Source organism: Arthrobacter sp. FW306-07-I, from assembly GCF_021800405.1.
GTDB lineage: Bacteria > Actinomycetota > Actinomycetes > Actinomycetales > Micrococcaceae > Arthrobacter.
The window spans coordinates 1-22766 of record NZ_CP084550.1 but is presented as its reverse complement, the minus strand read 5'-3'; the positions used below and the strand labels follow the sequence as shown (position 1 = coordinate 22766).

The following is a 22766-nucleotide window of genomic DNA, read 5'->3' as shown; positions in this document are numbered from 1 at the left end:
AGTGAATGAGTCACCACGCGCACCGTTGCACCGGGAGGACAGCCTCCCGGTGGATAACCGGCGTGTCCTGAGCGGCCGCTACGAGCTGGGGAACCTCATTGGCCGCGGCGGCATGGCGGATGTCTACAAGGGGATGGACACGCGGCTGGGCAGGACTGTTGCCGTTAAGCTGCTCAGGCCGGACATGGCCAGGGACCCGCAGTTCCAGGCCCGGTTCAAGCGCGAGGCCCAGGCAGTGGCCGCCCTGAACCACCCGTCCATCGTTGCCATCTTCGATACCGGCGAGCACACCGTGCATGACGGCTCGGCCGAGGACGTGCGGGTGCCCTACATCGTCATGGAATACGTTGAGGGCAAGACGCTGCGTGATTTGATCCGCGCCAACGACGTCACCATCGACCAGGCCATCGACTACACCCTGGGCGTCCTTGGGGCCCTCGAATACAGCCACAAGGCCGGGATCGTGCACCGGGACATCAAGCCTGCCAACGTGATGTACTGCCCCGGCACAAACTCCGTGAAGGTGATGGACTTCGGCATTGCCCGGGCCATCGCCGACTCCTCGGCCACGATGACCCAGACCCAGGCGGTGGTGGGAACGGCCCAGTACCTGTCGCCGGAGCAGGCCCGCGGTGAAACCGTGGATGCGCGCAGCGACCTCTACTCGGCCGCCTGCCTGCTCTACGAAATGCTTACCTCGCGGCCGCCGTTCGTCGGCGATAGCCCCGTGTCCGTTGCCTACCAGCACGTCCGTGAAATCGCCGAGCCTGCCAGCAGCCTCAACCCGCAGGTGTCACCGGCGCTGGACACGGTCCTGGCCAAGGCCCTGCAGAAGAACCGGGCTGACAGGTTCCAGGACGCCGCCGCTTTCCGGCGCGCCCTGCGGGCTGCCAGGGCCGGGGTCGCAGTCCCGGCCGTGCCGGCGTCCGAGGCGCCCACCGACCCCAACGACCACGTTCCCGAAGCAGCGCCTCCCACGGAGGCATTCGCTGCCGGAGGGGCGGCGGGTTTCCTTGATAACGCGCCCACGGGGCGGCTGGCCGCCACCAACCTATTCCATGACGACGGCGGGCCGGCGGTTCCGCTGGAACTTGCGGATGAGCACCGGACTAATGGGTACGACGGCGGCGGGTACAGTCCAGCTGGCGCCTTGCCGTTAGGCCTCCCTCCGGAACGTGAGCGGACCGCACGGCAGAAGTCCCGCCGTCGTGCGTGGATTGCCACCCTGGTGATTTTCACCCTGCTGGTCCTCGCCGGGGGCGGCCTCTGGCTGTACCAAACCGTCAACCGTCCGGCGCCCGCTCCCGCCAAAGTGCAGATCCCATCGGTGGCATCCTTGTCGGAAACTGCCGCGCTGCAGGAGCTGTACAACTCCGGGCTTCGGCCCAGGATCGCGCGCGCGGCGAACGACACGGTGCCTAAGGGGACAGCCGTCGGGACCGATCCTGCCGCCGGCGGTGCACTCGACCCGGGCGCCGAGATCATCCTCAACATCTCCGACGGGCCGAGCTCGGTGAAGATCCCGGACAGCCTCCCGGGCAAGACAGAGGCCGCTGCACGGGACATCCTGCGCCAGGCGGGCCTTGTCGGCGCCCCGTCCACCACAACCGCCAACAGCGCCACCGTTCCTGCCGGAATCGTCATCACCTCCAACCCGGCGCCAGGGCAGAGCGTTGCCGTCGGCACCAGCGTGGAACTCATCGTTTCCACCGGCAAGGTGGTTGTCCCGGAACTTCGCGCCCTTACCCGGGACGAAGCCGAAGCCGCCCTGAAGCAGCTGGGCCTGGTGCCCTCGGTGATCGAAATGGAGAACTCGCAGGTAGAGCCGGGCAAGGTCACGGACCAAAGCGATCCAGCCAACACTGCCGTGGACCAGGGAAAGACCATTACCATCGTGGTGGCGAAGGCACCCCCACCACCGCCACCACCAACGGAAACCCCCACGCCTACGGCCACACCCAGCCCGAAGCCGACCAAAAAAGGCTGACGTTTCGCTGGCCGGGGACAGTTCCGGCTAGTGCTGGATCAGCGGGCTGAGCTTCGCGGCCCGGGCAGCCGCACCCTTCATGCCCAGTGATTCCAGCCAGTTGCCGAGCATCTGGTACCCGCCCTCGGTGAGCACCGACTCCGGGTGGAACTGCACCCCGCACAGCGGTGCCGTCCGGTGCTGGAGCCCCATGACCACGCCTGATGCGGTTTGCGCCGTGACTTCCAGGACGTCTGGAATCGATTCCTTGACGGCGGCCAGCGAGTGGTAGCGGGTGGCCGTGATGGGGGAGGGGAGCCCGGCGAAAACGCTGGTGCCAATGTGTTCTACCTGGGACGTTTTGCCGTGCATGAGCTCGGGAGCGTGCGTTACCTTGCCGCCGAAGGCCTCTGCCAGCGCCTGGTGGCCCAGGCACACGCCAAACATGGGGACGCTGTTTTCACCGCACCACTTGATCAGTTCAATGCTGACTCCAGCCTCCGCCGGGTTCCCCGGACCGGGCGAAATGAGAACGCCGTCACGGGTGCCGGCAAGTTCGATCGCCTCCGCCAACGTGACGTCGTCGTTGCGGACCACCGTGGTCTCGGCGCCGAGTTCCTGGAGGTAGCCCACCAGGGTGTAGACAAAGCTGTCGTAGTTATCCACTACAAGGATCTTGGTTGTAGTCATGGCTGGTCTGCAGAACCAATCGTTGAGTCGGTGAATTGGGTGAAATGGGACATCCAGGGGAAAAGGAACTGGACCATCAGGACCAGGGCAATGAAGACCAATGCCAGCGACATGATGATCCTGACCCAGAGCGGTCCCGGGAGGTGACGGAAAATCCAGGCGTACACGGTCAGCTCCTTCCGGTGGCTGCCGCAACCTGCGCCGCGATTTCTGCCGGCGGCCCGGCCGAGGCGGGGCGCCAACTGTCCAGCAGGGCGTAGGCAATGATGCGTTCTTCCGCGCCGAAGCGGGGGTTGCAGCTGGTCATGGTGAGGTAGCTTTCGGTGGGTGCGGCGCCGGGCTGGGTGGGTACCGGTTCCAGCACATCCGTGCGGGAGGGCATCACGATCTGGTTGTTCCGGAAGACATAGACGTAGTAGCCGTCCTTGGTCTGGACGTAGATCTTGTCGCCCGGCACCAGCGTGTGGATGTTGTCCAGCACGGCCCCATGGGTCTGGCGATGGCCGGCGACGGCAAAGTTGCCCACCGCCCCGGGCATCGCCGTGTTGCTGTAGTGCCCCAGGCCAAGGGTGTCCAGGACGTCCTGGCTGGTTCCCTCGACGATGGGGCGCGTGTAGGTAGGGCCGAACCGCGGGATGTATACGATGCCGATGGTGCCGGCGTGGGCGGGAGCAGTTCCCACCACAGGCTTGCCGAAGTCTTCGGGGGCAGCGGGTTGGGCAGCAAGCGCGCTGGTTGCCGGGGCAGGTGTGGCGGTGCCCAGGTCCTTGGCGAATTCCTTGATGACCTGGCTTTGTTTGGCGTCAGACTCCACGTTGGTCCACCACAGCTGCCATGCCACAAAGAGGAGGAGGATGACGCCTGCGGTGATCAGCAGCTCGCCAAGCACCTGGATAGTGCCGCGCAGCAGGGCACGACGGGGGGCGGTCGCAGTGGCGGGCCCCGCCTTCTCCTGCAAAACCACGCGTTCCCCTCCGGGCGTTTACCCTGGCAGTGCCCCGGCCACGCCCGCACGGGCGGCCCAGCAACTGCGGCTAGAATTGGCTGCTAGTAAGAATCCAGATTTGACCAAGATCGCGCAGACCGCTGGCAATTTCCTTCTTGCAGGATACCAAGCCCGGGCCGCCGAGCTTGCCCAGCCCGTCAAGGAGAGCCAGTGCCCGAGTCAAAGCCTCGCAAGAAGACCGCCAGCACCGCCCAGCCGGCTTCCCCACAGGCTTACAAGCCCAATCCCGTCTGGTTCAAGCCTGTCATGTTCGGCCTGATGATTATCGGCCTCCTGTGGATCATCACCTTCTACATCAGTGAGGGCCGGTTTCCGGTCCAGGCCTGGCAGTCCTGGAACATCGTGGCGGGTTTCGGCATTGCCATCGTCGGGTTTTTGATGACCACCCGCTGGCGTTCCTAGCGGCACGCAGCCTGAATCAGGGAGGACTGCACTGGCTGCCGGGTCCGCCGGGGTGATCGTTGGCGAGGATGGCCTCGCCCGGCCCGCCTGGGCTGCAACCGATCCGCTCATGCGGAATTACTACGACCAGGAATGGGGACTGCCCGTCACGGACGAGCAGGGCCTGTACGAACGGATCTGCCTCGAGGGCTTCCAGGCAGGGCTTTCCTGGGCAACCATCCTGCGAAAGCGCCCTGCATTCCGTGCCGCCTTCGCCGGGTTCGATCCCGAGCAAGTCGCCTTGTTCAGCGTCGCTGACGTGGAGCGGCTGATGCAGGATCCGGGGATCATCAGGAACAGGCTTAAGATCCTCGCCGCCGTCAGGAATGCCCAGGCCACCCTCGAGCTAAGGAACGACGGCGGATTGGTGGACTTCGTATGGAGCTTCCGCCCTGCCAGCACGCCCAGGCCGCAGGCAATCACCGACATCCCCACCCAGTCGGCAGAGTCCCTTGCCTTATCCAAAGCGCTCCGAAAGCGTGGCTTCTCTTTCGTGGGACCTACCACCATGTATGCGCTGATGGAGGCCGTGGGGATTGTAGACACCCATCTCCTGGGCAGCCACCGCCGGGGTTCCTCGGGCATCTGGCCTGAGTAGCCCCTTTCCCACCCCGCGTCCTGCAACTGCCTTTCTGTTCGTTGCGCGTCCTGCTCCGGCTATCCAGTTATCCCCAGCTGTTGGGAAAGTTATCCACACTGTGGAAAAGCGGTGTTTGCATGGCCGGGGAAACCAGGCGCGGCGGTGGGCAGCAGGGGTCCTGCGTCATCCCGCCCCTCAACCTGCTGTTATTAACAGTGTGGAATACCTGTGGATAAAGCGTTGGCCGGGCTGGGATCGGCTTCATGCACAGTAACGCCTGTGGCTAAGGACGCTCCCGCCTGACGGGATGATGGCTGGTGATGGAGACCCGATTAAATGCATTCATTGTCACGGCAACCCAACTCACGGCGGAAAATTCTTCAGCTGTAAGGCATTGCCGCGCGACTGCCTCTGCGTGCTCCCTGGCACGGTCGTCCGGGAGCTGCGTAATGCTTTCCACGAGCCCCAGTGCCGCCCGCTCCTTGTCCGTAAACAATGCAGTCTCACGCCATGCCGGCAGGACCGCCAGCCGCTGGGAGGTCTCTCCCGCCTCTCCTGCCCTCCGCACGTGCAGGTCCAGGCAGTAGGCGCAACCGTTGATTTGTGAAATGCGGACGTTGAGCAGTTCCAGCAGGCCCCGCCCTATTCCGGCCTCTTCCGCCGTTTCCTGCACCTTGAGGCCCAATCCGCTGATGGCCTTCCACAGGGCTGGATGCTGTTTGTCCAGGTACAGATGCTCGGTGACGCTCACGGGTGTCCTTCTCGCGGTAACGGCTGGCAGGCAACCATCATAGGCAGGATGGGAACCCTGCCCGGCTGCCTGTTATCCACTTACCAACATCGCAATACCCACAAGTTATCCACAGCTGTGGGAAACAGAGTGGAAATCCCCACCGCGAAGGGCTTTTGGCCCTACTCCCACGGGTTGATCCGGCTCGGGAACTACAACTCTGTGACTTATTAACACTGTGTATATCGCTGTCGATAACTCTGCGCCGGGATCAGCCGCGGGGGCTTTGGGGCTGGATATGGCCCGTTTTTCCACAGCAGCGTCCAGAATCCCCCGCTTATCCACTTACACACAGCGATATCCCCACAGGTTATCCACAGGTGTGGAGAAATGGCCGACCCACGAGGCAGGCTTGCCAGTACAAGCCGTCAACGCCGGGGTTGGTGCATGAACTACACCTTTGTAAGTTATTAACACTGTGGATAAGGGCTGTGGAAAAGAAAGCGACTCCGCACCTTCCGGTCCGGAGTCGCTGAGTACTGCACGCTCGAGGGGGCTAGAGAGACACGCGCACCCAACTCACGGCGATAAGCAGCGCAAACACGGCTGCGAGGCCCAATGCCTGGATGAGGCCCCGCCGCCGCCCGCGCGGAGCGTAGGCAAGGACGGCGGCACACAGAGCGCCGGTGATCAGGCCCCCCAGGTGGGCTTGCCAGGCGATGTGGGGGATCAGGAAACCGATGACGCCGTTGATGGCGATCAGGACCCACAACTGGCGGGTATCTCCGCCGCGCTGCCGCTGGACCAGGAGCATGGCACCGAAAAGGCCGAAGATGGCGCCGGAGGCGCCCACCAGCCCCACCAGTCCCTGCCCGGGCACCAGCAGGGGGTTCAACAGCAGGTAGCCCACAGAGCCGCCGAGCGCGGAGATAAGGTACAGCGCCAGGAACCTAACGCGGCCCAGGATCGGTTCCAGGGCCTGCCCGAAGATCCAAAGCGTGTACATGTTCAGGAGGATGTGCAGCAGCGAGTCCGGCGAGTGGAGGAAAGCTGACGTGATCATCCGCCAGGGTTCGAAGGCCCCGTACTGCGGGGCGGCAAAGATGTTGTTGTAGGCGAACTGCTTGTACACCCAGTCGCCGGGAATGAGCATCTGCAGCGCGTAGACAACAACGCACGCTGCGATGATGCCGAACGTCACCAACGGCTTGCCAGTGGCAACGGCACCGCCATAGACGGTCCGTACCTCCGGCGTCGCCCGTTGTGTTTCGTTGACGCAGTCAACGCATTGGAATCCGACGGCGGCCGCCCGCTGGCAGTCGGGGCATGCCGGGCGCCCGCAGCGCTGGCAGCGCACGTAGGACGGCCGGTCCGGGTGCCGGGGGCAGACCGGAACCTGGGCGGACGGCTCAGCCGACGGAATTCCGTAACTCATGGTGGAGCGTTACAGCTGTTCGATGTCGATGCTGTTGATGGTCACGTCTTCCACCGGGCGGTCGCCCATGCCGGTGCGCACGCCCTCGATGGCGTCGACGACCTTCCTGGATTCTTCGTCAGCCACCTCACCAAAGATGGTGTGCTTGCCCTGGAGCCAGTCCGTGGGAATGGTGGTGATGAAGAACTGTGAACCGTTGGTGCCCTTGCCCATCTGGATGCCGGCGTTGGCCATTGCGAGCTTGTAGGGCTGGTTGAAGTTCAGTTCCGGGTGGATTTCGTCGTCGAAGCGGTAGCCGGGCCCGCCGGTTCCACGGCCCAGGGGGTCGCCCGCCTGGATCATGAAGTCCTTGATGATGCGGTGGAAGATGGTTCCGTTGTACAGCGGGGTGCCGGTCTTGTCCTCGCCGGTCTCAGGGTGGGTCCAGGCCTGCTCGCCGGTGGCAAGGCCCACGAAGTTCTTGACCGTCTTGGGCGCGTGGTTGCCGAAGAGGTTAACCACGATGTCGCCGAGGCTGGTGTGGATGGTTGCTTTTGCAGTTGCGATGGCAGTCATAGGCCCCATTCTTCCATGCCGGTTCGGGCCGGCCACGGCTGCGCAGTCAGTTCCGCGCTGGGTGAAATCCCCCTAAAATCCGCAGAGTGAATAGCCCGTGAAGATCTGGGCACGTAGGCTAGCGACAGAACCGTCACATTAATCGGGAGGTAGTTGTGAAGAAATCGGATCGTATTGCCCGTGACCTTGAGCAGTCGGTCACCAGCGCGGTGGTAAACGCCAAAGATTGGGCGGCTCCCCGGGTGGAGGCTGCCGTGGACTGGGCTGTTCCCCGCCTGCAGCAGAGCCTTGATACTGCATCTCCCAAGATCCAGGAGGGCCTGAAGTCTGCCGCCCATAACCTGGCAGACGGTGTTGCCACCGTAACTCCCCGGATCCAGGACGGACTGGCCCAGTTGGCTCCCAGGATCAACGACGTTGTCGAAGGCGCATCCCCTAGGCTGCACGAAGCATTGGACAAGGCCACCCCGGTGGTCCTGAATGCGCGTGACCGGGTTGTGGTGGAGTACCTCCCCAAGCTCTCGGACCAGATCGGCGTGGCGTCCGGAGCGGTGCACCGCACCCTGGAAAGCACTCCGGCGCGGGTTGACGCCGTGGCTCAGAAGCTGGGGGACGTGGGACTCATCAACGCCATCCAGGAGCAGGCCCAGGCGACTGGAGCCCAACTCAAGGCCGCTGCGGCCGGCGCCGGCCGCGCGGTGGACGTCCAGTTGGCCCAGCCGGAAAAGCCGAAGAAGCGCGGCTGGCTGATCTTCGGCGTGGTGGCCGCAGCCGTGGCAGCCGGCGTTGCAGCCTGGAAGGCATCCAAGCCGGTGGAAGACCCGTGGAAGACTCCTTCGCCGGTCACGCCCACTCCCGCCCCCGTTCCCTCCACCACCGTCAGCGACGTCAAGGAAACTGCTGCAGACGCCGCTGGCAATGCTGCGGCTGCAACCGGTACGGCCGCGGAAGCCGTGGCGGACAAGACCGCTGATGCAGCAGAGGCCGTCAAGGAAAAGTCTGCCGACGCCGCCGAGAAGGCCAAGCATGTGGCCGACGACGCTGCCGAAGGTGCCCAGAGCGCCGCCAAGGATGACAAGGGCAGCAGCCAGGCCTAGCTTTCCCCGCGGCACAAAAGCCTGCACCTAAAAGGAGCTCCGTTTCACGCGGAGCTCCTTTTTTGTGCCTACGGTCCGGTTCCGGGACCGGCCCCTCGGTCCCCGGCAGGAAGAGGCCGGATGCTAGATTTGAGGTAATGCCAGCCAACCGATCCTCTGGGGATGCCGTGAACGACGCAGCCATACAGCTCCGCGTGTCCATCGTTATCCCGGCGTACAACGAGGAGAGCGTGATCCGCCAATGCCTCATCGCTGCCATCTATCAGTCCGTTCCTGCCCACGAGATCATCGTGGTGGACAACCTCTCGAAGGACCGGACCGCTGACATCGTCCGTCAAATGCAGCTGGAATATCCGGAAAGCCCCATCATCCTCCTGACCCAGGACCGGGAGCAGGGGCTTATCCCCACCCGGAACTTCGGGCTCAACTGCGCCACCGGGGACATCCTGGGACGTATTGACGCGGACTCCATCGTGGAACCGGACTGGGTTGAACAGGTTCAGAAGGCGTTCGCTGATCCGTCTGTCCAGGCCGCCACCGGCCCCGTGGTTTATTACGACATGCCGATGCGCCGCTTCGGGCTTAAGGCGGACGACAAAATGCGCCAGCTTATGTTGAAGCTGGCCAAGCACCAGTACCATTTCCTCTTCGGCTCCAACATGGCCCTGCGTGCCAGCGCCTGGGAGACCATCCGCGACGAGACCTGCCGGGACGAAAAGGACGAGATGCACGAGGACATCGATTTGTCCCTGCACCTGGCCGACCATGAGCTACCGGTGCGCTACTGGCCGCAGATGGTGTCGGGGATGTCGGCACGCCGGCTGGAGGACTCACCCCGCGACTACCGCTACTACGTCACCAGGTTTGACCGAACTTACAAGGCCCACAACGTCAAGAAGATGGCGCTGAAGGCTCCCATGGTGGTCTTCTTCTCGGTGTATTTCCCGGCCAAGCTCCTTAGGGCCATCCACACGGTGAACACGGCACAGCCGATGCGCCGCGGCGGCCAGTAGCGCTCAGTCAGTTCCCAGCTCGGCCAGGCGTTCCGACGGCGGCTCCTCCTGGGTCGCCGCCCCGCGCCTGCCGGCCCTGCCGTTCCTTTGACCCAGGACCACGACGGCGAGTCCCACCAGGATCAGCCCGAGCCCGGCGTAAGTGCCTGCAGGCAGGGTCTCGTGCAGGAACACGGCCGCCAGCAGGGCCGCGCCGGGGATTTCCAGCAGGATGATCATGGAGACGATGAGCGGGCTCATGGTGGCCAGCAGGTGGTTGAAGGCGGTATGCCCCACCAATTGCGCGCAGACGGTAATGGCGGCGATGCCGAGCCACCCGGCAGGTTCGAAGCCGGCGAGGGGCTGGCCTGCGATCAGGGCCAGCACGGCCACCAAAGCCGCGCACATGCCGTAACAGAGCGTGGTGTAGGTTCCAGTGGTCATGCTCTGCCGTGCCTTGCCTCCGGCCAGTGTGTAAAGGCCGGCCAAGGCACCGCCGGCCATGGCCAGCAGGTCACCCACGAGGGCTTGCGGGGACGATCCCAGATCGAAGCCGGTGATGGCCACGACGCCGCCGAACGCGATGCCCAGGCCAACCAGTACCTGCCAGCGGTGCCGGGTACCGCGGACAAGCTGGAAGACCGCAATCCAGGCCGACTGCAGGCACACCAAGGCCGTGGCCGCAGCCACGGAGGTGAGCTGCAGGGATGTGATGAAGCAGGCAAAGTGCAGGGCAAGGGCGACGGCGGCCAGTGCTGACCAGCGGAACTCGCGGCCGGTGATGCGGCCGAACTGGCGGGGCTGCCGGACCAGGGTGGGCGTGGCCATGACGGCTGCACCGATGGCATTGCGCCAGAAGGCGATGGCCAGGGCGCTGACGCTGGTGGCACCAAGGGTGGCCGCGATCAAGGGACCCGAGGAAGCGACACCCAGCACTCCCAGGGCCGCCAAGAGCAAGTTCACTGCAGCCCCCTGATACTGGTTTCCCGGCGACGATAAAAAGCAAAAGTCCCGGTCTGCGTTATACGCTGACCGGGACTTTCCTATGGTGGAGGCACGGGGACTCGAACCCCGAACCCCCTGCTTGCAAAGCAGGTGCGCTACCAATTGCGCCATGCCCCCATAAGAAGCAACCCGTCCATCATACCCTAGAACCGGGGAGCGTCTGACCGCTCCCGGAGCGGGTGTCCGGGCTAATCAACCGTATCGGTTGACTTGCTCCAGACTGTTTTCCGGGCTTCGGACTCCTGTGCTTTCCGGTAGACAAGGACGCCTGCGATTGCCGCTGCCAGTACAAGCAACTTCTTCACATGCTCCCCGTTCCGGCCAGGTACCGGACGAACCGGACCAAACCTCCGTTTGAAACCTGCACAGGTTCCGTGGGCGTACCAGGACTTGAACCTGGGACCTCTTCGTTATCAGCGAAGCGCTCTAACCGCCTGAGCTATACGCCCCGATCCCTCATCGGGCCGAGACATGACTTTACAGCACACCCCGGCCCGATCTCAAATCGGGCTTTTCCGTCGGGCCGCAGCCGCCGGAAGTGGCCTCCTAATCGTCCGTGAGGGTGACACCAATACCGCCCACCAGGGTGGCGGAGATGTTGTAGAGGACGGCGGAAAGCATCGACAGTGCCGTCAGCAGGACAACGTTGACCACGGCAATGATGGTGGCGAACGAGGCCACCTGTCCCAGCGAGGCAACCTTCTTCAGTTCAAAACCGCCGCTTTCAGAGCCGGCGAGCGTGCCGAGGAGGCTGTCCACCTGGTCGAAGATTCCGGTCAGGTCCAGGACAGTCCAGAGGACGATGGCGGCCACCACGGTGACGATGCCCAGTGCCACGGAGAGCAGGAACGCCATTTTCAGGACGGACCAAGGATCCACCTTGCTGACCAGAAGGCGCGCGCGGCGGACCTTGGCCTTGGGAGCCGGCTTGACCAGGCCGGGCGTCCCCTGGCCGGAGGATCCCTGCGCAGGGCGCTGTCCTGCCGGTGCCGGGCGCTGCCCCTGCTGGCCCTGGAGGGGGCGCTGGCCGGGCTGCACAGGGCGGTCACCCTGCTGCGGGCGCTGACCGGGGACGGCGGGCCGCTGGCCCGGCGCACCGGCGGGGGCCGCCGGGCGCTGCTGCGGACGTACGGGGGCGTTCACGCGGGGTGCCGCTGAAGGCCGGTTCCCGTCGGGAACAGTACTGTTCGGCTTGGGAAATGAGTCGGAATTACTCACTCGTTACCTCCGTGTTGTCTTCGTTCGGCTCAGCGTCGCCCGAGGCGTCCTCTGACTCTACGGCCGGTGATTCTTCTGCCATTGCTGGCGCGGCGGATTCCCCAGCGGTACCGCCATCTTCAGCCAACGTTACGTCATCACCGCCGGATTCTTCCTCCTCGAGGCCGCGTTCGCTGTTGCGTGCCACCTCGATGATCCGGTCATTCTTGTCCGGTTTTGCGAAGATGACGCCCATGGTGTCGCGTCCCTTTGCGGGAACACCGGCAACGGAAGACCGGACAACCTTGCCGCCCTCCATGACCACCAGTACTTCATCCTCCTCCTGGACGATGAGTGCGCCCACCAGGTGGCCGCGTTCCTCCTGGTACTTGCCTACCTTGATCCCCAGGCCACCGCGCCCCTGCAGGCGGTATTCCTCCACCGCCGTGCGCTTGGCATAGCCGCCCTCGGTGACGATGAACACGAACGAACCGTCGGTGACCACGTCGGCGGCCAGCAGTTCGTCGTCCTCGCGGAACTTCATGCCGGTGACGCCGGACGTCGCACGTCCCATGGGACGCAGCGCATCGTCGGTTGCCGTGAACCGGATCGACTGGCCCTTGCGGGACACCAGGAAAAGATCGTCGGTTTCCGAGACGAGCTGCGCGGAGACCAATTCATCGCCATCACGCAGGTTGATCGCGATGACGCCGGCCGAACGGTTGGTGTCGTAGTCCTCCAGCCTGGTCTTCTTTACCAGTCCCCTCTTGGTGGCCAGGACCAGGTACGGCGACTGCTGGTAGTCCTTCAGGTCCAGGACCTGGGCGATATGTTCATCGGGCTGGAACGCCATCAGGTTGGCAACGTGCTGGCCCTTGGCGTCCCTGCCCGCTTCCATCAGCTCGTACGCCTTGGCACGGTAAACGCGGCCCAGGTTGGTGAAGAACAACAGCCAGTGGTGGGTGGTGGTGACGAAGAAGTGTTCCACCACGTCGTCGCCGCGCAGCTGGGCACCCTTAATGCCCTTGCCGCCGCGCTGCTGCGACCGGTAGTTGTCGCTGCGGGTCCGCTTGACGTAGCCGCCGCGGGTGATGGTGACCACCATCTCCTCTTCGGGGATCAGGTCTTCCATGGACATGTCGCCGTCGAAGCCCATGAGGATCCTGGTGCGCCGGTCATCGCCATGCTTGTCCACGATTTCGCCCAGCTCGGTGCTGATGATCCCGCGCTGGCGCTCTTCGGAGCCAAGGATTTCCTTGTACTCGGTGATCATGGCCTCAAGTTCAGCATGCTTTTCCTGGATCCGCTGGCGTTCCAGGGCAGCCAGGCGGCGCAGCTGCATGTCGAGGATGGCACGCGCCTGAATCTCGTCGATGTCGAGCAGTTCCATCAGCCCGTCACGTGCGGCCTCGGTGGTGCTGGAGGCGCGGATAAGGGCGATGACCTCGTCCAGCATGTCCAGTGCCTTCAGGAGGGCCCGCAGGATGTGGGCCTCTTCCTCCGCCTTGCGCAGCCGGTACCTGGTACGGCGCGCGATGACGTCCATCTGGTGCGTCACCCAGTGGCGGATGAACGCGTCGAGGCTCAGGGTGCGCGGCACGCCGTCCACGATGGCCAGCATGTTGGCAGAGAAATTGCTCTGCAGCTCGGTGTGCTTGTAGAGGTTGTTCAGCACCACCTTGGGCACGGCGTCACGCTTCAACACGATGACCAGCCGCTGGCCGGTGCGGCCGGACGTCTCGTCCCGAAGGTCCGCGATGCCCTGGATCTTGCCGTCCTTGACCAGTTCGGCGATCTTGATGGCCAGGTTGTCCGGATTGGCCTGGTATGGAAGTTCCGTGACCACCAGGCAGGTGCGTCCCTGCAGCTCCTCCACGGCAACCACGGCGCGCATGGTGACGGAACCGCGACCGGTCCGGTAGGCGTCCTCGATGCCCTTGTGCCCCAGGATGGTCGCACCGGTGGGGAAATCGGGGCCCTTGACCCGAACCAGCAGCTCCTCAAGGAGCTCCTCACGGCTGGCCTCAGGGTTGGCCAGGTACCACTGCACGCCGTCGGCCACTTCCCGCAGGTTGTGTGGCGGGATGTTGGTGGCCATGCCCACGGCAATGCCGGACGAACCGTTGACCAGCAGGTTGGGGAACCTGGCCGGCAGGATGGTGGGTTCCTGGTTCTTGCCGTCGTAGTTGTCCTGGAAATCGACCGTTTCCTCGTCGATGTCCCGGACCATCTCCATGGCCAGCGGGGCCATCTTGGTCTCGGTGTACCGGGGCGCCGCGGCACCGTCGTTGCCCGGCGAGCCGAAGTTGCCCTGACCCAGCGCGAGCGGGTACCGCATGGTCCAGTCCTGGATCAGGCGCACCAGGGCGTCGTAGATCGCGGTGTCACCATGCGGGTGGTACTGGCCCATGACCTCGCCCACCACGCGGGCACACTTGTTGAAGGAACGGTCCGGGCGGTAGCCGCCGTCGAACATCGCGTAGAGCACGCGGCGGTGTACGGGCTTGAGGCCGTCCCGGACGTCGGGGAGGGCACGGCCCACGATGACGGCCATGGCGTAGTCCAGGTAGGAACGCTGCATTTCCGTCTGCAGGTCCACCTGCTCCACGCGGTCGATCAGAACGTCGCCTTCAAGAACGGTGTCCGGAGTTCCGGCCTCGGGGGCGGGATTCTCGGGTGTTTCGTCGCTCATTCTTTATTTTCCGTTTCAGGTATATGTCTGGTTCTGAATACTTTGGAGCTGGTCCTTAGATGTCCAGGAACCTGACGTCCTTGGCGTTCTGCTGGATGAAGTTACGGCGCGATTCCACGTCTTCGCCCATCAGGACGGAGAAGATCTGGTCGGCGGCAAGGGCGTCGTCCATGGTGACCTGCAGCAGGGTGCGGTGATCCGGGTCCATGGTGGTATCCCACAGTTCGGTGTAGTCCATCTCGCCCAGGCCCTTGTAGCGCTGGATGCCGTTGTCCTTGGGGATGCGGCGTCCTGCTGCCTGCCCTGCCACCAGCTTGGCGTCGCGTTCGCGGTCGCTGTAGACGTAGTCGTGCGGCGCGTTGGACCACTTGATCCGGTAGAGCGGGGGCTGGGCCAGGTATACGTAGCCGTTCTCGATCAGCGGCCGCATGTAGCGGAACAGCAGGGTCATCAGCAGGGTGGTGATGTGCTGGCCGTCCACGTCCGCGTCTGCCATGAGGACGATCTTGTGGTACCGCAGCTTGGCGAGGTCGAAGTCTTCGCCGATGCCGGTACCGAAGGCGGTGATCATGGACTGGACTTCGGCGTTCCCAAGGGCTTTGTCCAGGCGGGCGCGCTCCACGTTCAGGATCTTGCCGCGCAGCGGCAAAATGGCCTGCGTTTCAGGGTTGCGGCCGCGCTTGGCGGAACCGCCGGCGGAGTCACCCTCCACGATGTAGACCTCGCACTTTTCCGGGTCTTTGGAGGAACAGTCGGACAACTTGCCGGGCATGCCGAAGGATTCAAGCGGGCTCTTGCGCCGGGCATTGTCGCGCGCCTTCCTGGCCGCCATTCGAGCCTGTGCGGCGGAAATCGCTTTGCGGATCACATCGCGGGCGGGGCCGGGATTGCGCTCAAGCCAGTCGCCCAGCCCGTCGGTGACGACGCGCTGGACGAACCCCTTGACCTCGGAGTTGCCCAATTTGGTCTTGGTCTGGCCCTCGAACTGGGGCTCGGCCAGCTTGACGGAGATGACGGCAGTCAGGCCCTCGCGGATGTCATCACCCGTGAGGTTGTCATCCTTCTCCTTGATGATGCCCTTTTCCCGGGCGTACCGGTTGATCAGGGACGTCAGGGCAGCCCGGAAACCTTCTTCGTGGGTGCCGCCCTCGTGGGTGTTGATGGTGTTGGCGTAGGTGTGCACGCTCTCGGAGTAGGCACTGGTCCACTGCATGGCCATTTCCAGGGCGATCTTGCGTTCCGTGTCCTCGGTTTCGAAGGCGATGACGTCCTCGTGGACCACTTCCACTTTCTTGCCCGAGTTCAGGTGCTTGACGTAGTCCAGCAGGCCTTCGTCGTACTGGTACACCACGGTGCGGTGTTCCGCGCTGACCTCACCTTCAGTGCTGAGGTCGTCGAGGTCCAAGTCGCCGTCGGCGTCACTTGACGCGGACTCGCGCTCATCGGTCAGCGTGATGCGCAGGCCCTTGTTGAGGAAGGCCATCTGCTGGAAACGGGCCCGGAGCGTTTCAAAATCGAATTCGGTGCTTTCGAAGATTGTGGGATCCGGGTAGAACGTCTGGCTGGTACCGGTGGCATCCGTTTCTTCGCCCTTGACCAGGCTGCCCTGGGGCTTGCCGCCGTCGGCGAAAGACATCCGCCAAACGTGGCCCTGGCGCCGCACTTCGGTATCCACCCGGCTGGACAGGGCGTTGACCACGGAAATGCCCACGCCGTGAAGGCCGCCGGACACGGCGTAACCGCCGCCGCCGAACTTTCCGCCCGCGTGCAGGATGGTCATGACCACCTCGACAGTGGGCTTGTGCTCAGTCGGGTGCATGTCGACGGGGATTCCACGGCCGTCGTCAACCACTTTGACGCCGCCATCTGCCTGCAGGACTACCTCGATATGGCTGCAGTAGCCGGCCAGCGCCTCATCCACGGAGTTGTCCACCACTTCGTAGACCAGGTGGTGGAGGCCGCGGGGACCGGTGGAGCCGATGTACATGCCGGGACGCTTGCGGACAGCCTCGAGGCCTTCAAGGACAGTGATGTCACTGGCGCCGTATTCCCGTGGAGTGGCTGCCGCAGGTGGAGTATCAGGGGTGCGGCCATCCTCGACTGCTGTATCTGCTGCCAGAATATCTGTATTGTCGTTAGCCACAGGCGCTGCGACTCCTCTGTTCTCGATGATGGCCGGCCGGTTTCTCTTCCCATGGGAAAAGCCACCGGCCAACAGGCACAAACTTATGGCGCCGGTGACTTGCTGACGGTTGGTGATCCATGCTCCGCACACGGGAAGTGCGCGGAGAACGGACTGAAGTCAACGTCTCATCCGCGCCCAGTTATCTGCGTCAATTCTACCGCGAACAGGCTCATATCCCCGCATTCCAGGGCCTTCGCCCGCAGCGAATATGCCCATGCGAGGCTCTACGCCCCGCCTAGGGCGGCCCAGCGGTACGCCCTCCGGGTGCCTATACACGCTGCGGTCCCTACAGCGCCCTACACGGCCTTGGACGCAGTTTCAAGAGCTGCCGTCCGGACTATCCATACGTATCCCGCGGCCCGCGGCCGTTGACGCTGCGCCCGCCTTTGCGCCAACTAGGTGCCGAGGGGCCAAGCACCTGGATGCTGGTAACCACGCCGTCGCCCAGTTCGCGGCGGAATTTCTCGAGCAGGCTGCTGCTCAGAAGCCGAAGCTGGGTTGCCCAGGCAGTGGAATCACACCGCACGTGGAGAGTGGTATCCGTGAAGCTTTCGGGTGTGCAGTGGGCGGAAATTTCCGGCCCGACCAGGGTTGCCCACTCGGCCATGACGGATCCAACGGCCACAGGCGAGGTCCAGCCGCGCTCCGCGACAAGCCGGCCAACGACCTTTCCCAGGCCCAGCGGATCGCGGCCGGTGGCGTGGAACTGGCTGAAACCCCTGGTGTCCCGGATGCTGCCTTTGGCCTTTGCGGCACCCGGCTTCGCCACTTTCCGGCGGACTTCGCCTCTTGCGGCCGCCGCTTCGCGCATGCGGTTCAGCGCAGCCTGCGGGGCGTCGATGTTGTCAGGTTCGCGGCCTGGCTGCAGCCCGCCGCCCTGTTCACTGCTCATCGATACCTCCCGGGATGACTTTCACCCGCCGCCCGGACAGCTCTTCCGGAATATCGGCGTCGACGGCGGCGGTCACCAGGACCTGTTCCGCGCCGGAGACTATTGCCGCCAGTTTACGCCGACGCTGGACGTCCAGTTCGGCAAAGACATCGTCAAGGATGAGGACGGGAGCGGAACCGCCAGTCCGGGCATCGTCCAGCATGACGTAGTAGGAAGCGAGCCGGAGGGACAGGCACATGGACCACGTTTCCCCGTGCGAGGCGTAGCCCTTGGCGGGCGCCTGGCCGAGCATCAGTTCCAGCTCGTCGCGGTGCGGGCCAACCAGGGAAATCCCCCGTTCCAGTTCCTTCTTCCGGGATTCGGCGAATGCCCGGACATACCGTTCCGTGAGTTGTTCGACGGAGAGAAGCCGCAGGTCATCCTGTTCGTCTGGGGAACCTCCGTCCGTGGTGCGCTGGGCGCCGGAGGCCGGGACGCCGTCGTCGTCCATCTGGTTCTGGAGGGTTGAACGGTAGGTGGCGTCAGCGGGCTTTGATGCGTCGGTGAGTTCCGCATAGGCGCGGGCGAGGTGCGGGCGAAGCCGTTCCACCAGCTCCAGCCGCGCGTGCAGCAATTCCGCTCCGGCCCGGGCCATGTGCTGGTCCCACACGTCCAGGGTTGACTCATGCGCGGCGGTGAACCGCCCGGCCCGCGCCGACTTTAGCAGGGCGTTGCGCTGCTTGAGAACCCGGTCGTAGTCACTGCGGGTGGCGGCGTGGTGCGGCACGAGGCTGGCAAGCAGCTCGTCCAGGAACCGGCGCCGGTTGGACGGATCGCCCTTGACCAAGGCCAGGTCCTCCGGGGCAAAAAGGACGGTCTGGCAGATGCCCAGCAGGTCGCGGGCGCGGACGGGGTTGCTGCGGTTGATGCGTCCCCTGTTGGCGCGGCCGGCATTGATTTCCAGCTCGAGGACTGTGGTCTGGGTGCCCCGGACCAGCCGGGCGCGGACCAGTGCCCGTTCCGTGCCGAACCTCAGCAGTGGCCCATCGGAACTGACCCGGTGGGAGCTCAGTGTGGCCAGGTACCCGATCGCTTCCATCAGGTTGGTCTTGCCGATGCCGTTGGAACCCACCAGGACGGTAACGCCGGGGCCCAGGGCAAGGTCAACCTGGGCGTAACTGCGGAAGTCGGTCAGTGAAAGGTGTTCCAGATACACGCGGTTTTCGGCAATTCTGGGAACCCTGCAGGTTCCCGGTGGGTGCTACTTGGCGGGACGGGTTGCGTGGCCGCCGAACTGGTGGCGAAGCGCGGAGACCATCTTCATGGCGGGTGAAGTGTCCTCCCTTGATGCGAAGCGGGCGAACAGTGCGGCGGTGATGGCGGGGGCGGGGACGGCGTTGGCGATGGCCTCTTCCACCGTCCAGCGGCCTTCGCCGGAGTCCTCCACGTAATCGTCGATCGAGGCCAGGCCCGGGTCCTCGTCAAGGGCCTTGACCATGAGGTCAAGCAGCCAGGAACGGACAACAGTTCCCTTCTGCCAGGCCCGGAACGTGCCGGGCAGGTCGGTGACGATGTCCTTGGCCGCAAGCAGTTCGTAGCCCTCGGCATACGCCTGCATCAGTCCGTATTCGATCCCGTTGTGGACCATCTTGGCGTAATGGCCGGCACCGATGCCGCCCACGTGGACAAAGCTGTCCGCCCTCTCACCCTCCGGACGCAGAGCATCAAAAACCGGAAGCGCCCGTTCGATGTCGGCGGCGTCGCCTCCGGCCATCAGGCCGTAGCCGTTCTGCAGGCCCCAGACTCCGCCCGACACGCCGCAGTCGGCGAACTGGATCCCCCTGGCGGCGAGCAGTTCGCCGTGTTTCTGGTCTTCCGTGAACCTGGAGTTGCCGCCATCGATGACAAGGTCTCCCGGCTGCAGCTTCTCGCTGAGTTCGGTGACCACTGCGTCGGTGATGGGCCCTGCCGGCACCATGACCCAGATGATCCTCGGGGCCGGAACAGCAGCGATCAGGTCATCAACGGTGGCGGCGTCGGTGACATCGGGATTCCGGTCGTACCCGGTGACCTCCACGCCGCCCTTGCGAAGGCGTTCGCGCATGTTGAATCCCATTTTGCCGAGACCGATCAGTCCAATGTGCACGTGGAACTCTTTTCTGCGCGGGTGGGGACGGGAAATTTGACGTTGCTGCCAGCCGGCGTCCTTGGCTGGGCCGGTCTGGCAGCCGTCAGCCAGCTAGTTGGGCAGGCGGACGGGCATCACCAGGTAGCGGTAGTCGTCCTGGTCCTCGCCGTCGGCATCGGCCTGGGCCGTGATCATGGCGGGCTTGGGTGCCGTGGTGAAGGAGAACCGGACGAACTTGGTCTCTATGACGCTGAGGCCTTCGATGAGGTAGTGCGGGTTGAAGGCAACGGTGATGTCCTCGCCGGACAATTGGGCTTCGAGTTCCTCCGACGCCTGGGCGTCCTCACCGGTGCCGGCATCCAGGTTCAGCAGGCCGGCAGTGAAGGCGAGCCGGACAGGGGTGTTGCGCTCGGCCACGAGCGATACACGGCGGACGGCTTCCACCAGTTCCTGCGTATGGACCGTGGCGTGGATAGGCGTGGACTCAGGGAACAGCGAGCGGATCTTGGGGTAGTCGCCGTCCACCAGCAGGGATGTTGTGGTGCGGCCGCCGCTTTCGAATCCGATAAGCCGGCTGTCGTCGTTGGACAGTGCCAAGTTGATGTCTCCGCTGTTGCCAAGGGTCTTGGCAACCTCGTTGAGGGTCTTGGCCTTGACCAGGGCGCTGGTGGAGATGCCCGGCGTGACCGGCTTCCAGGGCACTTCCCGCATTGCCAGCCGGTAGCGGTCGGTGGCCAGCAGGGTGATCAGGTCATCCTCGATCTCCATGCGGACGCCGGTGAGGATGGGAAGGGTGTCGTCCTTGCTGGCCGCGATGATGACCTGGGAAACGGCCTGGGCGAAGGCATCGCCGGGGACGGTTCCGCTGATGGCGGGAAGGGCAGGCAACGGAGGGTATTCCGCCTCCGGCATGGTGGCCAGGTGGAAGCTGCTGCGGCGGCAGGTAAGGGTGACTTTGTTGCCGTCGGTCTCAACGTCCACGGGAGCGGAAGGCAGGCTGCGGCAGATATCGGCGAGCAGCCGGCCGGAGACCAGGATGGTGCCTTCATCGCTGATGTCCGCGGTGATTTCAAGACGTGCCGAGGTCTCGTAGTCAAAGCTGGAGAGGCTGACGGTTCCTGCTTCAGCCTTCAGGAGCAGGCCGGAGAGGACGGGCACAGGTGGCCGCGGAGACAAGGACCGGGCTGTCCAGGTAACGGCTTCTGCCAGGACGTCCCGATCGACTCTGAACTTCACGGAGGGGTGCCGCCTTTCATTGCTGCTGCCATGTAAACCCGGGAATTTCGTGCGGAAACTCCGGAAGAAGTTGGGCGCACCCCTGCTGGTGCATGGTCCGCGGAGACGGAAACCACACAGAAACCCAAGGACGGGAGCGCTGCTGACAGCTTAGCCGGAAGATCCGGGATTAACCCATCCCCCCGAAGTCCAGTCCGGCCCTTGAGGGGCCGGTAGGACCCGTTGGTGGACCTGCGCATCGATCTTGTTGTTTGAGGGACTTCGATTTTTTGGGATTCGTAGTGTTAATAACTGCTGTGGAAACTGTGGATAACCCGGTCCTGCCCCACGGTTCCGCGGTTAAGCCCTGTTCATGGAGTGTGCGTTACCTGGGTTTTAAACAGGGTGTGGATGGGGACAACGCAAAAGCGCATTTTTAACGATCCACAGGCGGCTTAAGGGTTTTAAGCCCATTAACCGCGCTTGTCCCCTTAACTATCCACAGGCTTATCCACATGCCCCTGTTAATAAGGTATAGAGTGCGGGCCGCGGTGTGGATTCAGGAGTCGCGCTGCTGCTGCTTGATCCGGTTGGTCAGCTCGGTCACCTGGTTGTAAATCACACGGCGCTCGGCCATCAGCTCGCGGATCTTGCGGTCTGCATGGATGACGGTGGTGTGGTCGCGGCCGCCAAGTTCCTGGCCGATCTTGGGAAGCGACATGTCAGTGAGCTCCCGGCAGAGGTACATGGCGATCTGCCGTGCAGTGACCAGGGTCCGGGTGCGGGACTTGCTGCAGAGTTCCTCCATGCTGAGCTTGAAGTAGTCCGCCGTCTGCTGGAGGATCTGCGCGGAGGTGATCTCCTGCGCACCGTCATCGGTAATGAGGTCCTTCAACACCATCTCGGCAAGGGCCACATCCACCGGCTGCCGGTTCAGGCTGGCGAACGCCGTGACGCGGATCAGGGCGCCCTCGAGTTCACGGATGTTGCTTGAGATCTTGGAGGCGATGTACTCCAAAGCGTCATCCGGGGCGGAGAGGCCCTCGCTCAGGGCCTTCTTCCGGAGAATGGCGATACGGGTTTCAAGTTCCGGCGGCTGGATGTCGGTCAGCAGGCCCCATTCGAAGCGGGATTTCATGCGGTCTTCGAAGCCCGCCAGCAGCTTGGGCGGCTGGTCCGAGGTGATGACCACCTGCTTGTTGTTGTTGTGCAGGGAGTTGAACGTGTGGAAGAACTCCTCCAGCGTCCGGTCCTTGCCGGCCAGGAACTGGATGTCATCGATCAGCAGCACGTCGACGTTGCGGTACGTGGTCTTGAAGCTGGCGCCTTCATCGTCGCGGATCGAGTTGATGAAGTCGTTGGTGAATTCCTCAGAGTTGACGTAGCGGACGCGGATACCGCTGTACAAGCGCCGGGCATAGTGGCCGATGGCGTGGAGGAGGTGGGTCTTGCCCAACCCGGAATCACCGTAGATGAACAGCGGGTTGTAGGCCTTGGCCGGAGCTTCAGCGACCGCGACGGCGGCAGCGTGGGCAAAGCGGTTGGAGGAACCGATCACGAAGGTATCAAAGACGTACTTGGGATTCAGCCGGCCGAACTCATGCGAGGTGCTGGGCAGCATGGGCTGCGGCTTCTGCTCGATGAGCTGGTCGGGTGCGTACGCGGGCTCGACGACGGGCTCAGGCTCTTCGTGGATGGGAACCAGATCCGTGTCGACGTCAATGGCGCAGCGGATGTCCTCGGAGAAGACGTTGTGCAGCGCGTCGTCCAGCGCGTCCTTGACCTGGGTCTGCAGTACTTCACGGGTGAGTTCGTTGGGAACAGCCACCAGGAGGGTGGAACCGATGAGTCCCTGCGCCTGGGCAAGGATGACAAAGCCCCGCTGCCGTGGGGAAACGCGGTGGTCCTGTTCAAGCAGGCTGACAACCCGGCGCCAGGAACTTCCGACAGTATTGGCGTGGTTGGCTTCGTCTACTGTCAT

Annotated in this window: 21 protein-coding genes and 2 tRNA genes; 5 read left to right on the top strand and 18 right to left on the bottom strand. The window is 63.9% G+C overall.

Features of this window, described 5'->3' with window-relative positions; translation table 11 throughout:
* Nucleotide 1: 1 nt before the first annotated feature.
* The gene (gene pknB, locus LFT46_RS00115; protein ID WP_272910818.1) at nt 2–1987 is read left to right on the top strand and encodes a Stk1 family PASTA domain-containing Ser/Thr kinase; all 1986 of its coding nucleotides are present in this window, start codon (nt 2–4) and stop codon (nt 1985–1987) included.
* Nucleotides 1988–2014: 27 nt separating this feature from the next.
* On the opposite strand, the gene LFT46_RS00110 is transcribed toward pknB, so the two are convergent.
* From LFT46_RS00110 to LFT46_RS00100, 3 genes are read right to left on the bottom strand one after another with little or no spacing between them, the layout of a single operon-like run.
* On the bottom strand, nt 2015–2656 hold the full coding sequence (locus tag LFT46_RS00110) for an aminodeoxychorismate/anthranilate synthase component II (RefSeq protein WP_236800403.1): 642 nt from the start codon (nt 2654–2656) through the stop codon (nt 2015–2017).
* Complete coding sequence (locus LFT46_RS00105; RefSeq protein ID WP_236800402.1) at nt 2653–2823, bottom strand: hypothetical protein; 171 nt, start codon at nt 2821–2823, stop codon at nt 2653–2655. Before LFT46_RS00105 ends, LFT46_RS00110 begins: the two co-directional genes overlap by 4 nt.
* A 2-nt stretch (nt 2824–2825) precedes the next feature.
* Nucleotides 2826–3620 (bottom strand): class E sortase, encoded by a 795-nt coding sequence (locus LFT46_RS00100; protein WP_236800401.1) that lies wholly within the window; start codon nt 3618–3620, stop codon nt 2826–2828.
* Between the two features lie 192 nt (nt 3621–3812).
* Between LFT46_RS00100 and LFT46_RS00095 the strand changes: the two genes are divergently transcribed.
* Both LFT46_RS00095 and LFT46_RS00090 read left to right on the top strand, forming a co-directional pair.
* Complete coding sequence (locus LFT46_RS00095) at nt 3813–4064, top strand: cell division protein CrgA (protein WP_236800400.1); 252 nt, start codon at nt 3813–3815, stop codon at nt 4062–4064.
* 52 nt (nt 4065–4116) lie between these two features.
* Nucleotides 4117–4701, top strand: a complete 585-nt coding sequence (locus tag LFT46_RS00090) for a DNA-3-methyladenine glycosylase I (RefSeq protein ID WP_442863658.1) — start codon at nt 4117–4119, stop codon at nt 4699–4701.
* A gap of 265 nt (nt 4702–4966) precedes the next feature.
* Here LFT46_RS00090 and LFT46_RS00085 read toward each other — a convergent pair whose 3' ends face one another.
* From LFT46_RS00085 to LFT46_RS00075, 3 genes are all read right to left on the bottom strand, one after another.
* The gene (locus LFT46_RS00085) at nt 4967–5434 is read right to left on the bottom strand and encodes a carboxymuconolactone decarboxylase family protein (protein ID WP_236800399.1); all 468 of its coding nucleotides are present in this window, start codon (nt 5432–5434) and stop codon (nt 4967–4969) included.
* A gap of 535 nt (nt 5435–5969) precedes the next feature.
* On the bottom strand, nt 5970–6848 hold the full coding sequence (locus tag LFT46_RS00080) for a rhomboid family intramembrane serine protease (RefSeq protein ID WP_236800398.1): 879 nt from the start codon (nt 6846–6848) through the stop codon (nt 5970–5972).
* Nucleotides 6849–6857: 9 nt separating this feature from the next.
* Nucleotides 6858–7403 (bottom strand): peptidylprolyl isomerase, encoded by a 546-nt coding sequence (locus tag LFT46_RS00075; protein WP_236800397.1) that lies wholly within the window; start codon nt 7401–7403, stop codon nt 6858–6860.
* 155 nt (nt 7404–7558) lie between these two features.
* On the opposite strand from LFT46_RS00075, the gene LFT46_RS00070 reads away from it, so the two are divergent.
* Nucleotides 7559–8500, top strand: coding sequence for a hypothetical protein (locus LFT46_RS00070; RefSeq protein ID WP_236800396.1), 942 nt, complete (start codon nt 7559–7561; stop codon nt 8498–8500).
* Nucleotides 8501–8637: 137 nt separating this feature from the next.
* Nucleotides 8638–9513, top strand: a complete 876-nt coding sequence (locus LFT46_RS00065) for a glycosyltransferase (RefSeq protein ID WP_236800395.1) — start codon at nt 8638–8640, stop codon at nt 9511–9513.
* Between the two features lie 3 nt (nt 9514–9516).
* On the opposite strand, the gene LFT46_RS00060 is transcribed toward LFT46_RS00065, so the two are convergent.
* The 12 genes from LFT46_RS00060 to dnaA all read right to left on the bottom strand — a co-directional run bounded on the left by LFT46_RS00060 (nt 9517) and on the right by dnaA (nt 22766).
* Complete coding sequence (locus tag LFT46_RS00060; RefSeq protein ID WP_236800394.1) at nt 9517–10455, bottom strand: DMT family transporter; 939 nt, start codon at nt 10453–10455, stop codon at nt 9517–9519.
* 83 nt (nt 10456–10538) lie between these two features.
* Nucleotides 10539–10614: transfer RNA gene (locus tag LFT46_RS00055), tRNA-Ala, on the bottom strand.
* A 71-nt stretch (nt 10615–10685) separates the two neighbouring features.
* Nucleotides 10686–10802, bottom strand: coding sequence for a DLW-39 family protein (locus tag LFT46_RS00050; protein ID WP_229748488.1), 117 nt, complete (start codon nt 10800–10802; stop codon nt 10686–10688).
* A 70-nt stretch (nt 10803–10872) separates the two neighbouring features.
* A tRNA-Ile gene (locus tag LFT46_RS00045) sits at nt 10873–10946 on the bottom strand.
* A gap of 97 nt (nt 10947–11043) precedes the next feature.
* On the bottom strand, nt 11044–11715 hold the full coding sequence (locus LFT46_RS00040) for a DUF3566 domain-containing protein (protein WP_236820894.1): 672 nt from the start codon (nt 11713–11715) through the stop codon (nt 11044–11046).
* A complete protein-coding gene (gyrA, locus tag LFT46_RS00035; protein WP_236800392.1) occupies nt 11708–14386 on the bottom strand; it encodes a DNA gyrase subunit A in 2679 nt (892 codons plus the stop codon). The genes LFT46_RS00040 and gyrA overlap by 8 nt, the downstream gene beginning before the upstream one ends.
* A gap of 55 nt (nt 14387–14441) precedes the next feature.
* A complete protein-coding gene (gene gyrB, locus LFT46_RS00030) occupies nt 14442–16529 on the bottom strand; it encodes a DNA topoisomerase (ATP-hydrolyzing) subunit B (RefSeq protein ID WP_272910817.1) in 2088 nt (695 codons plus the stop codon).
* Between the two features lie 379 nt (nt 16530–16908).
* Nucleotides 16909–17463 carry a DUF721 domain-containing protein gene (locus LFT46_RS00025; protein WP_236800391.1) on the bottom strand — a complete coding sequence of 185 codons (555 nt, stop codon included), beginning with the start codon at nt 17461–17463 and terminating at the stop codon, nt 16909–16911.
* Nucleotides 17453–18658, bottom strand: a complete 1206-nt coding sequence (gene recF / locus LFT46_RS00020; protein WP_236800390.1) for a DNA replication/repair protein RecF — start codon at nt 18656–18658, stop codon at nt 17453–17455. Before recF ends, LFT46_RS00025 begins: the two co-directional genes overlap by 11 nt.
* Before the next feature lie 45 nt (nt 18659–18703).
* Nucleotides 18704–19588: a phosphogluconate dehydrogenase (NAD(+)-dependent, decarboxylating) gene (gene gnd, locus LFT46_RS00015; protein ID WP_236800389.1), complete on the bottom strand. Its 885-nt coding sequence runs from the start codon at nt 19586–19588 to the stop codon at nt 18704–18706.
* A 93-nt stretch (nt 19589–19681) separates the two neighbouring features.
* On the bottom strand, nt 19682–20806 hold the full coding sequence (gene dnaN / locus LFT46_RS00010) for a DNA polymerase III subunit beta (RefSeq protein WP_236800388.1): 1125 nt from the start codon (nt 20804–20806) through the stop codon (nt 19682–19684).
* A 538-nt stretch (nt 20807–21344) separates the two neighbouring features.
* Nucleotides 21345–22766, bottom strand: coding sequence for a chromosomal replication initiator protein DnaA (gene dnaA, locus LFT46_RS00005; RefSeq protein WP_018769876.1), 1422 nt, complete (start codon nt 22764–22766; stop codon nt 21345–21347).